13 protein-coding genes are annotated in these 12,932 nt (G+C 72.8%); 4 read left to right on the top strand and 9 right to left on the bottom strand.

The genetic code is table 11. The features are described 5' to 3' along the window. Positions 1-49: 49 nt before the first annotated feature. The 4 genes from J8M51_RS16675 to lipB all read right to left on the bottom strand — a co-directional run bounded on the left by J8M51_RS16675 (position 50) and on the right by lipB (position 3,452). Positions 50-751, bottom strand: coding sequence for a DUF4191 domain-containing protein (locus J8M51_RS16675; protein ID WP_033527459.1), 702 nt, complete (start codon positions 749-751; stop codon positions 50-52). A gap of 149 nt (positions 752-900) precedes the next feature. Next, on the bottom strand, positions 901-1,104 hold the full coding sequence (locus J8M51_RS16670) for an SCO2195 family GlnR-regulated protein (RefSeq protein ID WP_033527460.1): 204 nt from the start codon (positions 1,102-1,104) through the stop codon (positions 901-903). A gap of 302 nt (positions 1,105-1,406) precedes the next feature. Beyond that, positions 1,407-2,372: a lipoyl synthase gene (gene lipA / locus J8M51_RS16665; protein WP_086751889.1), complete on the bottom strand. Its 966-nt coding sequence runs from the start codon at positions 2,370-2,372 to the stop codon at positions 1,407-1,409. A 288-nt stretch (positions 2,373-2,660) separates the two neighbouring features. Further along, on the bottom strand, positions 2,661-3,452 hold the full coding sequence (gene lipB, locus J8M51_RS16660; RefSeq protein ID WP_216591206.1) for a lipoyl(octanoyl) transferase LipB: 792 nt from the start codon (positions 3,450-3,452) through the stop codon (positions 2,661-2,663). Between the two features lie 400 nt (positions 3,453-3,852). Between lipB and J8M51_RS16655 the strand changes: the two genes are divergently transcribed. Next, positions 3,853-5,292, top strand: a complete 1,440-nt coding sequence (locus J8M51_RS16655) for a regulator (RefSeq protein WP_086761923.1) — start codon at positions 3,853-3,855, stop codon at positions 5,290-5,292. Between the two features lie 62 nt (positions 5,293-5,354). On the opposite strand, the gene J8M51_RS16650 is transcribed toward J8M51_RS16655, so the two are convergent. Together J8M51_RS16650 and J8M51_RS16645 are read right to left on the bottom strand one after the other, a co-directional pair. Next, positions 5,355-6,764 carry an NAD(P)/FAD-dependent oxidoreductase gene (locus J8M51_RS16650; protein WP_086761921.1) on the bottom strand — a complete coding sequence of 470 codons (1,410 nt, stop codon included), beginning with the start codon at positions 6,762-6,764 and terminating at the stop codon, positions 5,355-5,357. Between the two features lie 384 nt (positions 6,765-7,148). After that, positions 7,149-8,069, bottom strand: coding sequence for a TIGR01777 family oxidoreductase (locus tag J8M51_RS16645; protein ID WP_267299244.1), 921 nt, complete (start codon positions 8,067-8,069; stop codon positions 7,149-7,151). A gap of 99 nt (positions 8,070-8,168) precedes the next feature. On the opposite strand from J8M51_RS16645, the gene J8M51_RS16640 reads away from it, so the two are divergent. Continuing rightward, positions 8,169-8,657: a GNAT family N-acetyltransferase gene (locus tag J8M51_RS16640; RefSeq protein WP_179203462.1), complete on the top strand. Its 489-nt coding sequence runs from the start codon at positions 8,169-8,171 to the stop codon at positions 8,655-8,657. 4 nt (positions 8,658-8,661) lie between these two features. Here the strand turns inward: J8M51_RS16640 and J8M51_RS16635 are convergent, their stop codons facing one another. Further along, positions 8,662-9,846: a MarP family serine protease gene (locus J8M51_RS16635; RefSeq protein WP_086762856.1), complete on the bottom strand. Its 1,185-nt coding sequence runs from the start codon at positions 9,844-9,846 to the stop codon at positions 8,662-8,664. A gap of 222 nt (positions 9,847-10,068) precedes the next feature. On the opposite strand from J8M51_RS16635, the gene J8M51_RS16630 reads away from it, so the two are divergent. Together J8M51_RS16630 and J8M51_RS16625 are read left to right on the top strand one after the other, a co-directional pair. Next, positions 10,069-10,917 (top strand): peptidoglycan recognition protein family protein, encoded by an 849-nt coding sequence (locus J8M51_RS16630; RefSeq protein WP_086762853.1) that lies wholly within the window; start codon positions 10,069-10,071, stop codon positions 10,915-10,917. Positions 10,918-11,039: 122 nt separating this feature from the next. After that, the gene (locus J8M51_RS16625; protein WP_086762851.1) at positions 11,040-11,321 is read left to right on the top strand and encodes a hypothetical protein; all 282 of its coding nucleotides are present in this window, start codon (positions 11,040-11,042) and stop codon (positions 11,319-11,321) included. Here J8M51_RS16625 and J8M51_RS16620 read toward each other — a convergent pair. Then, entirely contained in the window at positions 11,311-11,829 is a 519-nt protein-coding gene (locus J8M51_RS16620; protein WP_086762849.1) for a DUF4240 domain-containing protein, read from the bottom strand. The genes J8M51_RS16625 and J8M51_RS16620 overlap by 11 nt on opposite strands. A gap of 56 nt (positions 11,830-11,885) precedes the next feature. After that, positions 11,886-12,881, bottom strand: a complete 996-nt coding sequence (locus J8M51_RS16615; RefSeq protein WP_086762847.1) for a helix-turn-helix transcriptional regulator — start codon at positions 12,879-12,881, stop codon at positions 11,886-11,888. Positions 12,882-12,932: the final 51 nt, after the last annotated feature.

The following is a 12,932-nucleotide window of genomic DNA, read 5'->3' as shown; positions in this document are numbered from 1 at the left end:
CGGAGTGATCCGGGGCGCCCCCATCGTCGTACACGTGGTCGTCATGGTGTCAGCGGGCCTTCGGGCCGCCCTTCGGCATACGCATGCCCTTGGGCATCGGGCCCTTGGGGAGCGGCATGTTGCTCATCAGGTCGCCCATGGCGCGCAGCCGGTCGTTGGTGGCGGTCACCTGGGGTCCGGACAGGACGCGCGGCAGCTTGAGCATGGTCGTGCGGAGCTTCTTCAGCTCGGTCTGGCCCTCGCCGGTGCCCACCACCAGGTCGTGCACCGGGACGTCCGCCACGATGCGGGCCATCTTCCGCTTCTCGGCGGCCAGCAGGCTCTTCACACGGTTCGGGTTGCCCTCGGCGACCAGGACGATGCCGGCCTTGCCGACGGCCCGGTGCACCACGTCCTGGCTGCGGTTCATCGCCACCGCGGGCGTCGTGGTCCAGCCACGTCCCACGTTGTCCAGGACCGCCGCGGCGGCGCCCGGCTGGCCCTCCATCTGCCCGAACGCGGCCCGCTCGGCCCGCCGTCCGAACACGATCGCCGTCGCGAGGAAGGCGAGCAGGAGGCCCAGGATGCCGAGATAGATGGGGTGACCGATCAAGAAACCGATCGCGAGGAAGACACCGAAGGTGATGATTCCGACAGCCGCGAGTACAAGACCGATCTTCTTGTCGGCCCTGCGGGTCATCTTGTACGTCAGAGCGATCTGCTTGAGTCGCCCGGGGTTCGCAGCGTCCGCTGCGGGTTCCTTCCTCGCCATGGCACGAAGTCTACGTGTCCGGGGAAGCGAGGACGACGGCGGTGCCGGTGGGGACCGGGGACCGGCGGCTGCGCTGGGGAAGCGGCGCCGGGCGGCGGCGGTGCCGGCGTGCTGCGGCGGTTCGTGGAGCGGTGGTGCGGGGTGCGGCGCTACGAGGTGCGCGAGGCGACGGCGGCTTCGAGGACGCGCTCGGTCTCGACGCGGTCCTTGGCGCGGCGGCGGTCCTCCAGGACGGAGGTCCAGGCGTTGCGACGGGCGGTGCGCTGACCACTGCTCATGAGCAGCGACTCGACGGCACGGAGTGCATCGGTGAACGACGGGATCGCTGTGGCACGAACGGGTGCGGCCTGCATGGGAGGTCCCCCCTCGGGATGGCTGCTCTGGCTAGGACCCTGTACCGGGCGTGAAACCAGGGTCACTGATTGGTGTTACCAGGGCGTGACCGACCGGTCAAACGCCAGTGAAGCCTTGATGCGCGGCCTTTAAACCCCGACGCGGCCCTGACACTGCCCTCATCTGCGAGGACGGTCAGGACCGCGGTCAATCGGCCATTACCGACGAGTAGCCTCTTGTGCTCAGATTCACACGAATCGGGTGGCACTCCGTGCCATTCGGCCTAGCGCCGGCCATGGGCCAAAACGGGCGCGAAATGGGGTCAGACGGCCTGCGACGCGACGTACGCGCCCCGCTTCTCGACCGCCATCTGGTAGAGGCGGCCGGCCCGGTACGAGGAGCGGACCAGCGGGCCGGACATCACACCGGAGAAGCCGATCTCGTCGGCCTCCTGCTTCAGCTCGACGAACTCCTGCGGCTTGACCCAGCGCTCCACGGGGTGGTGGCGGACGCTCGGACGCAGGTACTGGGTGATGGTGATCAGCTCGCAGCCGGCGTCGTGCAGCTGCTTCAGCGCCTCGCTGACCTCCTCACGGGTCTCGCCCATGCCGAGGATCAGGTTCGACTTCGTGACCAGACCGTAGTCCCGCGCCTCGGTGATGACCTTCAGCGAGCGCTCGTAACGGAAGCCGGGGCGGATGCGCTTGAAGATCCGGGGCACGGTCTCCACGTTGTGCGCGAAGACCTCGGGGCGGGAGGCGAAGACCTCCTCCAGCAGCTCCGGGACGGCGTTGAAGTCGGGGGCCAGCAGCTCGACCTTGGTCCGGCCGTCCGCGCGCTCCGCGGTCTGCTGGTGGATCTGGCGGACCGTCTCGGCGTAGAGCCAGGCGCCGCCGTCCTCCAGGTCGTCGCGGGCGACGCCGGTGATGGTGGCGTAGTTCAGGTCCATGGTGACCACGGACTCGCCCACGCGGCGGGGCTCGTCGCGGTCCAGCGCCTCGGGCTTGCCGGTGTCGATCTGGCAGAAGTCGCAGCGGCGGGTGCACTGGTCGCCGCCGATGAGGAAGGTGGCCTCGCGGTCCTCCCAGCACTCGTAGATGTTGGGGCAGCCTGCTTCCTGGCAGACGGTGTGCAGCCCCTCGCCCTTCACCAGGGCCTGCATCTTCGTGTACTCGGGGCCCATTTTCGCCCGGGTCTTGATCCACTCGGGCTTGCGCTCGATGGGGGTCTGGCTGTTCCGGACCTCCAGGCGCAGCATCTTGCGTCCGTCGGGTGCGACTGCGGACACATCGGCTCCCTGTGCTTCGATTCTTCGGCGTCCACCAGGGTACGCCCGTACGGTTCTCGGTCCCCGGGGTGGGCAACCTTCGGCTTCACGGCGGCATTCCAGGCGCGGGTTCGGTGGGGCTTCTCGCGCAGTTCCCCGCGCCCCTGAAAGAGGCCTGCGGCCCTTTCGGGACGAAAAGCGAGGGGCGCAGCCCCTGCTTTTCAGGGGCGCGGGGAACTGCGCGACCAGCCCCCACCCACCCGCACCCGCCCACGAACCCGCACTCCCGAGCTCTGCCGCGACCCACGCCTACGCCGTCGCGCGCTCCACCACCCGCGGCTGCAGGTCCGCGTGCTCCAGGACGTCCCGGAGATGCCGCTCGGCCACCGGCAGGACCTCCGCGATCGTGATGTCCCGCCCCAGCTCGGCCGCGAGGGACGCGACCCCCGCGTCACGGATGCCGCAGGGGATGATCCGGTCGAACCACTTGTTGTCGGGGTTCACGTTCAGCGCGAAGCCGTGCATCGTGACCCCCTTCGCGACCCGGATCCCGATCGCCGCGATCTTGCGGTCCTCGCGCCGCTGCCCCGCGTTGGACGGCGCGTACTCCGGCCCGTTCATCCGGGGATCGAACTCGTCGTCGGTCATCCGGGGGTCGAGATCCAGCGACAGCCCCCCGAGCCGCCGCTCGACCGGATCGCCGAGCACCCACACCCCGCTGCGGCCCTCGACCCGGGTGGTCTCGACGCCGAACTCCGCGCACGTACGGATCAGGGCCTCTTCGAGCCGCCGCACATGGGCGACCACGTCCACCGGACGGGGCAGCTTCTGGATCGGGTACCCCACCAGCTGGCCCGGCCCGTGCCAGGTGATCTTGCCGCCGCGGTCGACGTCGATGACGGGCGTGCCGTCGAGGGGGCGCTCGTTGTCGGCCGTACGCCGCCCCGCCGTGTAGACCGGCGGGTGCTCCAGGAGCAGCACCGTGTCGGTGACCTCGTCGGCGAAGCGGGCCGCGTGCACCCGGCGCTGCTCGTCCCACGCCTCCTGGTACTCGACGGCCTCCGTGCCGAACCCCATGCGGACGAACCGCAACCCACTCACGGCAAGCGCCTCCCTCGGCGGCACCACCGGCCGGCGGCACCGCGATAGCCCTGATGGCCCTGTCAGGCGCGTGAAGCGCCCAAGCAACTGTACGACCGTCGGACCGGGCGCTGTTCGAGTGGTGCCCGGCGCCCGTGGTGCGAGGCGCGGAGGCGGATACCGACGCTCGTCGTACGCGCCGGCCGCCGGGCGTACGAGGAGCCCAGCCGGCGCGTGTCGCAGGCCCTCCACGTCAGCCGCGCAGCGAATCCTCACACGATCGGATGAATGGACACGGAAGTGTGCGATCGGACGCTTACTCTCCGCTACATTCGCGCCGTTCACAAGGCCGCAAAAGGCTTCTCACCAGGCAATCCGGGAAACCCCGCCGACACCCGGAAGGCAGGAGACCGCACCGCAGATGACGGAACGACCCGCGCAGCGCACCCCCAACCGCCAGCTCGCCGCCCTCATCGCAGAAGCGGGGTTCTCGAACGCGGGACTAGCGCGCCGTGTGGACCAGCTCGGTCTCGAACACGGCCTCGACCTCAGATACGACAAGACGTCCGTCACCCGCTGGCTGCGCGGACAGCAGCCCCGGGGGGCGACACCCGCCCTCATCGCCGAGGTGTTCACCCGCCGCCTCGGCCGCCGGCTCACCGCCCAGGACCTCGGCCTGGACGCCTGTGCCCCCGTCTACGCGGGCCTGGAGTTCGCCGCCACCCCCGAGGAGGCCATCGACATCGTCGGCGGCCTGTGGCGCAAGGACTCCGGCAGCCACGCCGAGCTGCGGAAGATCGCCTTCACCCCCGCCGGACTCGTCGTCCCCAGCCGCGACTGGCTGATCGGCCGGGCCGACGACCGGGTGGGCCGCGGCGACCCGGCGGCCACCCGGGTCCCCCCGCAGGGCCGCCCGGTCGTCCCCCGGCAGCGCAGCCAGACCGAGCGCGGCCCCGGCCAGAAGGTCACCGGCGGGGACATCGCCGCCCTCCGCTCGGTGGGCGAGCTGTTCCGCGCCCTCGACGACGCGTACGGCGGCGGCCACGCCCGCCAGGCCCTCGTGCGCTATCTCGAACACGAGGCCGAGCCCATGCTGCGCGGCGCCTACGGCGAACAGATCGGCCGGCGGCTGTTCGCCTCCGCCGCCGACCTGACCCGGCTGGCCGGCTGGACCTCGTACGACATCGGGGCGCACGGCCTCGCCCAGCGGTACTTCGTGCAGGCGCTCAGGCTGGCGCAGGCTGCGGGGGACCGGGCGTACGGGGCGTATGTGCTCGTCACGATGAGCCGTCAGGCGGTCTATCTGGGGCACGGACGGGAGGCCGTGCAGCTCGCGCGCGTCGCCCAGCAGGGCGTCGGGTCGGCCGTACCGCCGGTGGTGCAGTCGCTGCTGCACTCCGTCGAGGCGCGCGGCCACGCGGTGCTCGGCGAGGTGCGGGCCTCCACGGCCGCGCTGGTCCGCGCCGAACGCGCCCTGGAGACGGCCCGCCCCGGGGACGAGGTCCCCTACTGGGCGCGGTTCTTCGACGAGGCGCAGCTCGCCGACGAGTTCGGCCACAGCCACCGCGACCTCCAGCAGTACCGGGCCGCGGCCCAGCACGCGGAGCGCTCCCTGCAGCTGAGGGCGCCCGCCTACGCCCGCAGCCGGCTCTTCTGCCGGGTCGTCCTCGCCTCGGCCCGCCTGGGCCTCGGTGAGCTGGACCAGGCCTGCCAGCTGGGCGCCGAGGCCGCCGGACAGGCCGCCGAGATGCGGTCCGTACGGGCCGTGGAGTACGTCCGCGACTTCGAACGCCGCCTGGAGCCCTACCGGGACGCCGCCCCGGTGCGCGGCTACCGGGACAAGGTGGCGGCGCTCGGGTAGGCGTACGACAGGGCCTGGCGGCAGGGGCGTCCGGGTTCGACTCCGGGCGCCCCTGCCGTCGTTCACGCCGCCGCGTCCAACGGCTCCTCCTCCAGGAACGTCGGGCGGGCGTCCAGGTCCGTCAGCACCGCGTGGGCGGCCCGGCGGGCGGAGTGCAGCGCCCCCTGGACGGTGCTGGTGTCGCGGTGGTCACCGCAGACGTAGAGGCCGGCCAGCAGACGCACCGGGCGGCGCAGATCGTGCGGCGCGGGCATCGCGGGGACCGCCTCGGGCACGTGGTACGCGGCGAGGAGCTCCCAGCGGGTGGTGGATGTGCGGTAGAGCCGGGCGAGTTGGGCCCGGACCGTGGCGTCGAGGTGCGCGGGGGACGGGGGAGTGCCGAGAACCGTGGAGGTGATCAGGGCACGGCCCGCCGGGGCCCGGCTCGGGTCGACCTGGCTGATCACCGCCGTGTGCGAGACGGGCCCGCTGCGGTCGGCGTCCAGCAGCAGCGCCGGTTCGCCCAGCGGGGGTTCGTCCGTGGCGTGGTGCAGCACCGTCACCGGGTGGAAGTCCGGCACCCGCAGTCCCGGGAGCAGTTCGGCGGCGGAGCGGGCGTCCGTGGCCAGCACCACCGCGCGGCAGGTGAGGACGCCGTGGTGCGCCGTCGTCACCGAGGTCGTGCTGATCCCGGTGACCTGGACGCCCGTACGGACCGACCCCGGCGGCAGCGCCGCCGCGAGCAGCTCCGGAAGGGTGTCCGCGCCGCCCTCCGGGATGCACAGCCGGCCCGTGGCGAAGGTGTGCAGGGCCAGGTCGGCACAGCGGCTGGAGGTCCCCAGTGCGGGGTCCGCCAGCAGCGCGGCCAGCAGGGGGCGGACGAAACCGTCGATCGTCCGGGGCGGGAAACCCCGGGCCGCCAGGGCCTGGGCGGCCGGGACCTCCGCCCGGGCGAGGAGCCGTTCGGGCGCGGTCGCGGCGAGTCGGGCCAGGGCCATGGCCAGCCGGGACTGATCGGCGGGAGCCCCCAGCCGACCGGGCCGGGTGCCCGTGGAACGGACCTGCTGGCGGCCCTGGTTGCGGGGGAGCCTGGGGGCGCTTGCGAGGGCGCGCGCGGCCGTGAGTGCGCCCCTCGCGCTCCGCAGAACCGGGGTGGCGCCGGCCCGCTGATGACGCCCGTCGGCGTGCAGCAGGACGCCCGGGGCGAACGGCCGCAGGGGCAGGGTGTCCAGGCCCGGGGTGCGGCGCAGCTCCGGGTACGACGTGGAGAGCAACTGCGCCGTCCGGTCCAGCCGGAAGCCGTCGATCTTCTCGGTGGTCATACGGCCGCCGACGGCCGGGGCGGTCTCCAGGACGGTGGTCCGCAGACCCGCCCTGGTCAGATGTCCGGCCGCGGCGAGACCGGCCACGCCGGCTCCCACGACGATGACGTCTGTGTCTTCGGCGTTCTCCGTGTCGGCCGGGAACGCCGACTGGTGCACCGACTCAAGCACGTGCCCCTCCCGAGGTCGCGCGGCTGCGGGGACGTTATGCCCCCAACACCCATCTGAAATACCTGAGTTCGGCTTGAGAGTGAAGGTGGGCGCCGGTTCCGGGGAAGGAGCGTGTGACCTCGCACGGGGGCATGGACGGGGGGTCCGTGCGCCGGGCGTTCGGGGGGTGCGGGGTTCGTCGGCGGGTGCGGCTCCGGTGGGGCTTCTCGCGCAGTTCCCCGCGCCCCTAAAAGCAACAGGCCCTGCGGGCCTGAAAGACCACGGGGACTGCGGGTTGAAAAGCATGGGGCGCAGCCCCTGCTTTTCAGGGGCGCGGGGAACTGCGCGAGAAGCCCCACCGGCCCGCGGACGACAACGCACCCCCCGCCCCCCACCCCCACCCCCTCAGCCGAGCGCAGCTCGAATCGCGTCGTCGATCTCGGGGTTCCGGAACGTGAACCCCGACTCCAGCAACCGCGTCGGGACGGCCCGCGTACTGCCGAGCACATCCCCGGCGACGCCCCCGAGGGCGAGCCGGAGCACGGGCGCGGGCACGGTGAACAGGGTGGGCCGGCGCAGCACCCGGCCCATCGCCGCCGTGATCTCACGGTTGGTCAGCGGGGCCGGGGCCGTCAGATTGAACGGCCCGGACAGCGACGGAGTGAAGATCAGATGCCGCAGCGCGGCGACCTCGTCGTGCTGCGAGATGAAGCTCCAGTACTGGCGGCCGTCCCCCATCCGCCCGCCCAACCCGGCCTTGAACAGCGGGAACAGCGGCCCCCACGCACCCCCGCCCTTGGCCACCACCAGCCCCGTCCGGGCGAACGCCGTCCGGATCCCGGCCTCCCGCGCGGCCTCGGCCGCCCCCTCCCACTCCACGCACAGCGAGGACAGGAACTCCGCCCCCGGCTCCGCCGACTCGTCCACCACCCGGTCGCCCGTGAAGCCGTAGAAGCCGATCGCGCTGCCGTTGACGAAGACGCTCGGCGGGGTGTCGAGGGCGGCGGCGGCCTCGGCGAGCGTCCGGGTGCCGTGCACCCGGCTGCCGCGGATCGTCGCCTTGTACGCGTCCGTCCAGCGGCGGGACGCGACCCCCGCGCCGGCGAGATTGACGACGGCCGCGCACCCCGCGAGCCCCGCCTCGTCGACCCGCCCCGCGTCCGGGTCCCAGCGCACCTCGCCCGGCGCCCGGGGCGCCCGCCGTACGAGCCGGAGCACCTCGTAGCCGTCGTCGGTGAGGGAGCGGGCCAAAGCCGAACCGATCAGGCCGGACGCACCGGCGATCGCGATACGGGAACCGGGCGGAACGGACGATTCAACGGTCATGCGCCCCATCCTGCCCCGCTCCCGCCGGAACGGGTGGACCCGGGGCCCATGACCGGCCACCACCGCCCCCGCCCGCCCCGCCGCCGTACAGTGGCCGCCATGCCCGTTCCGTACATACGCGTCGCGACCTCGGACGACGAAGACACCCTCGGCCGCCTCGACCGCGACACCTGGTCCACGCTGCACTCCGTCCAGGAACGCCCCCGACAGCCCTACGAGCCCTTCTTCAACGAGCGGGTCGGCGCCCAGGACCACCTCGTCGCCGAACTCGACGGCACCGTCGTCGGCTACGTCCGCATCGTCCGCCCCACAGGGCTCGCCTGCCACACCCACGTCCGGCAGATCCAGGGCCTCGCCGTCGCCGACGCCGCGCGCGGGGCGGGCGTCGCACGGGCGCTGCTGCGCGCCGCACAGGACGAGTCACGCCGTCGCGGCGCCCGCCGCCTCACCCTGCGCGTCCTCGGCCACAACACCCCGGCCAGGAAGCTCTACGAGTCCGAGGGCTTCGTGGTCGAGGGCGTCCTGCCCGAGGAGTTCCTGCTCGACGGGCAGTACGTGGACGACGTACTGATGGGCTGCCGGCTCTGACGGGTCACGACGTCACCAGATCGCCCGTGTCCACCGGCGCCGTCGCGATCGCCGCCCGCTCCGCGTCGGAGACGACCTCGTCCACGGTCAGGACGTACCCCGTCTCCGCGTCCGAGGTGGAGCGGGCGAAGACGACGCCGAAGACCCGGCCGTCGGTGGTGAGGAGAGGGCCGCCGGAGTTGCCGGGGCGGACGGTGGAACGGATCGAGTAGATGTCGCGGGTGACCGAATCCGTGTTGTAGATGTTCCGGCCGGTCGCGTCGATCCGGCTGGCGACCGTGGCCGCCTGGAGGTCCAGGCCGCCGTCCTCGGGATAGCCGGCCACCACCGCCGCGTCACCCCGCTTGGCACTGTCGTCGAAGCGCAGCAGCGGGGCCTTGAGACCCGGGACGTAGAGCACCGCCACGTCCTTGTCGGGGTCGAAGAGCACGACCTTCGCCTCGTACGCCTTGCCGACACCGCCCACCCGCACACTCGGATCGTCGATGCCCGCCACCACATGGGCGTTGGTCATCACATGCTCGGTCGCGTACACGAAGCCGCTGCCCTCACGGCCCTGGGTGCCCGCGACGCCCTCGATCTTCACCGTGCTGCGCTTGGCGGCACCGGTCGCCGCCGCGGTGACACTGTCGCCGGAGGGCTTGGCGACCTCGGCCGTCGCCTCGTTCTCGAACGGGTTGAAGACCTGGGGGAAACCCGCCTCGGTGAGCGCGGAGGTGGCGTCCGAGAACCAGGCCGGGGTGGTGTCCGGCATCGTGTTCTGCACGGCGCCCAGCAGCGCGGAGTTACGGATCGAGTTGGTCACCACCGGCGACGAGGACGCCCCGAGGACGCTCGCGGCCACCCACGCCACTATCAGCACCGCGACCGTGTTGGCCGCCGCACCGCCGATGCCGTCGGCCACCCGCAGCGGACTGCGGTCGATCTCCCGGCGCAGCCGCAGCGCCAGCCGGCCCGCCAGCTCGTGCCCGATCACGCCTGGCACCAGCACGGTCAGCACCGCCGTGACCGTGGCCGCCGGGGTGCCCGCCTCCACCAGCTCCATCATCCAGGGCAGCACCCAGACGCCGATCGCCGCGCCGCCCACGAAACCGGCGAGGGACACACATCCCGCTACCAGCCCGCGCCGGTAACCCGACGCCGCGTAGGCCAGGATCACCAGCATCAGCAGGATGTCGAGCACGTCCACTCCAGCCGCCTCTCTTCAGGGACCCTGTAGTACGCGCGGGGCAGGCGCAGTGATCAGTTACGCCGGCCGGGCACCACGCCGACCCGCGCGAACCGGCCACCACCGAACCGCCTCCGCCCTGAATCGTAAAAACGTCCCGGACCACGGGGTTGGTTCCTTCCGCTTCCACCGGGTGGCCCACCCCACATCGCGGCCGGCGCGCATCCGGGTGACTCTGGGCCCATGCGTGTGTTCCGGAGGTCACGGGGTGCGCGAATACGGCGGCCGCCGCGGGTGCGCCGCCGCCGCGCACAGGCCCCGCACGCCCCGCGCCTGGACCTGCCCCGGCCCGTGCTCCTGCTGCTGGCCGCTCTGCCCGGACTGGCGGCCGTCCTCGCGCTGGTGCTGTGCGCGATCGGCGTGGACCGCACCGAAGAGGGCGCGGACGGCTCCGTCGCGGCCCGGCCCGCGCCGGCGCACCGGGCGCCCCGGCCGCCGATCGTGCCCAGGTCCCGCTGGCTGGAGAAGGACGCGCCCAGCCAGCCGCCCGCCCGCTACGACGACGAGATCGCCGCCGTCTTCGTCCACCACACGGACTCGCCCAACGGCTACGACTGCGCCGACGCGCCCCGCATCATCCGCGGCCTCTACACCGGCCAGACCGGCGCCAAGGACTGGGACGACATCGGCTACAACTTCCTCGTCGACCGCTGCGGCACCATCTACGAGGGCCGTGCGGGCGGTATCGACCGCGCGGTCACCGGAGCCCACACCCAGGGCTTCAACCACCGCACCACCGGCATCGCCGCCCTCGGCACCTTCACCGCCGGTGTCCCCGTCCCGCAGGCCATGACCGACGCCATCGCGGCCCTCGCCGCCTGGAAACTCGGCCTCACCGACACCGACCCCCGCGGCAGCGTCAAGCTCACCTCCAGCAACAGCCTCAGCCGCTACGCCTCCGGGACCACCGCCCTGCTGCCCACCCTCGCGGGCCACAGCGACGGCTTCATGACCAGCTGCCCGGGCGCGGCCCTCGCGGAACGCCTGCCCGCGATCAGGGAGCTGGCGGCCCGCCTCCAGGGCCGGAGCTGAGACGGACCGGCCGGTCGGGACAGATCTCATGAGCTTCACAGACAGCCCGCCGCGACCTCACAGACTTCTCCCAGACAGGCGCCCTAACGTCGTCGTCACGCCGACCGGAGGTGGGGAGAACGATGAACAGCCGTACGAAGCACATGTCCCGCGACCCGAAGAGGTCCTGGTCCTCGGCCCTGCGGAGCCCCTGGACGGTGGCCTGCGCGACCGCCGTCGTCGTCCTCGGCCCGTCCGCCGTCACCGCGTCCGCGCTGGACCGCGCCAACTCCGCGCCCCTGCACGGAGCCTCGGCCTCCGAACACCCGGCGCCGGGCAGGGAACGACGCCCCCACACCCAGCCGTACACCCCCGAGCAGCACGCGTACGTGCCGCGCCCGTCGAACCGCGGGCTCAGGGCCTGAAGCGTTCACAGAGCTTCGGGAGGCGTTCCGCGAGCGCGGACTCGTCCTCGAAGTCGAGCGGGGTGCCCTCGGGTTCACGGGGCGCGGGCGGGATACCGAGATCCGGGGCGACCACACCGGTGAGCTGCTCGTACGCCTCGTCCGCGGCGTACCCCAGCTCCTCGCCGTCCCCGTCGATCTCCTCGTCGAAGTCGTCCAGCAGATCGGCGAGCGCGTCCGGGTCGTGCACCGCCCCCTCGAACACCTCCCGGCCCTGGCCGATCAGCCAGCACCGGAAGAAGTCGAACGCGTCGTCACTGGCACCGTCCAGCAGCACCCACGCGGCGCCCCAGAGGTCCCAGGTGTAGGCGCGGTGGTAGCGGGACTCGAAGTGCCGGGCGAAGTCCAGCACCGCCTCCGGGTCCAGCCGGCCGAGCCGTTCCACGAGCAGGTCGGCCTGGTCCTCCGGATCGCCCTCGGCGTCCTCGCGGGCCGTGTCCACCAGCTCCCAGAACTCCGTCTCGTCCATCACGGGTCCAGCATCGTGCCTGGGCGGGCCGTACGCACGCGGAGGACCGCGGATCGTTATGTGGCGTACAGCCCCGCGAGCCGGCCCGCGTCGGCCGCGAAGCGCTCCCGCAGGCTCTCGGGGGCCAGTACCTCGGCCTCCGCCCCCAGCGCCGTGAGCTGGGTGTGCGCCACGTCCTCCGACTCGGCGCGCAGCGTGACGGTGGCCCCGCCGCCCGCGCCGGGCGGCTCGGCCGCCGCCGTCAGCGCGTCCCGGGCCGCGACGGGATCCACGACGTGCGGCAGCCTCCGCACGCCCTCCGCCGACAGCCGTACGACGACCTCGACCCGCAGGATCGAGCGTGCGAACCGCTCCGCCTGCGCGTCCCAGTGGGCCGGCAGGTCGAACTCCTCGTCGCGGGTGAAGTGGTCGCCGTCGGTGTCGACGGTCACGAACCGGTCGATGCGGTAGGTCCGGAAGGAGCCGGTGCCGGGATTCCCGTCCTCGCCCGGCACCCGGGCGCACAGGTACCAGATGCCCGCCTTGAGGACGAGACCGTACGGCTCCAGCGCCCGCTCGACCTCGGTGTCGCCCCTGCGGTAGCGCGCGACGATCCGGCGGTCGGCCCACACGGCGTCCGCGACGGCGGGCAGCAGGTCGGGGGTCTTCGGTTCCTTGAACCAGCTCGGGGCGTCCAGGTGGAAGCGCTGGGAGGCCGTACGGGAGGCGTCGCGGAGGGAGGGGAGCAGGGCGGCCGAGACCTTCAGCCGGGCGGCGGAGGCGGCGTCCTCCAGCCCCATCTCCCGCAGCGCGCCCGGCACGCCACTGAGGAACAGCGCCTCGGCCTCGCCCCGCGCCAGCCCGGTGAGCCGGGTCCGGTACCCGCCGATCAGCCGGTACCCACCGGCCCGTCCCCGGTCCGCGTACACCGGGACCCCCGCCTCCGACAGCGCCTGGGCGTCCCGGGTGACCGTCCGCTCGGACACCTCCAGCTCCCGGGAGAGTTCGGCGGCGGTCATGGAGGGCCGGGACTGGAGAAGCAGCACCATTTTGATCAGCCGGGCAGCACGCATGCGGCCATGATGCCGGGCGGGTGTGACAACGAGGGGGTGCGTTGTCGGCTG

It is taken from the genome of Streptomyces griseiscabiei, assembly GCF_020010925.1.
Taxonomy (GTDB): domain Bacteria; phylum Actinomycetota; class Actinomycetes; order Streptomycetales; family Streptomycetaceae; genus Streptomyces; species Streptomyces griseiscabiei.
This window is presented reverse-complemented; position numbering and strand designations above follow the sequence as displayed.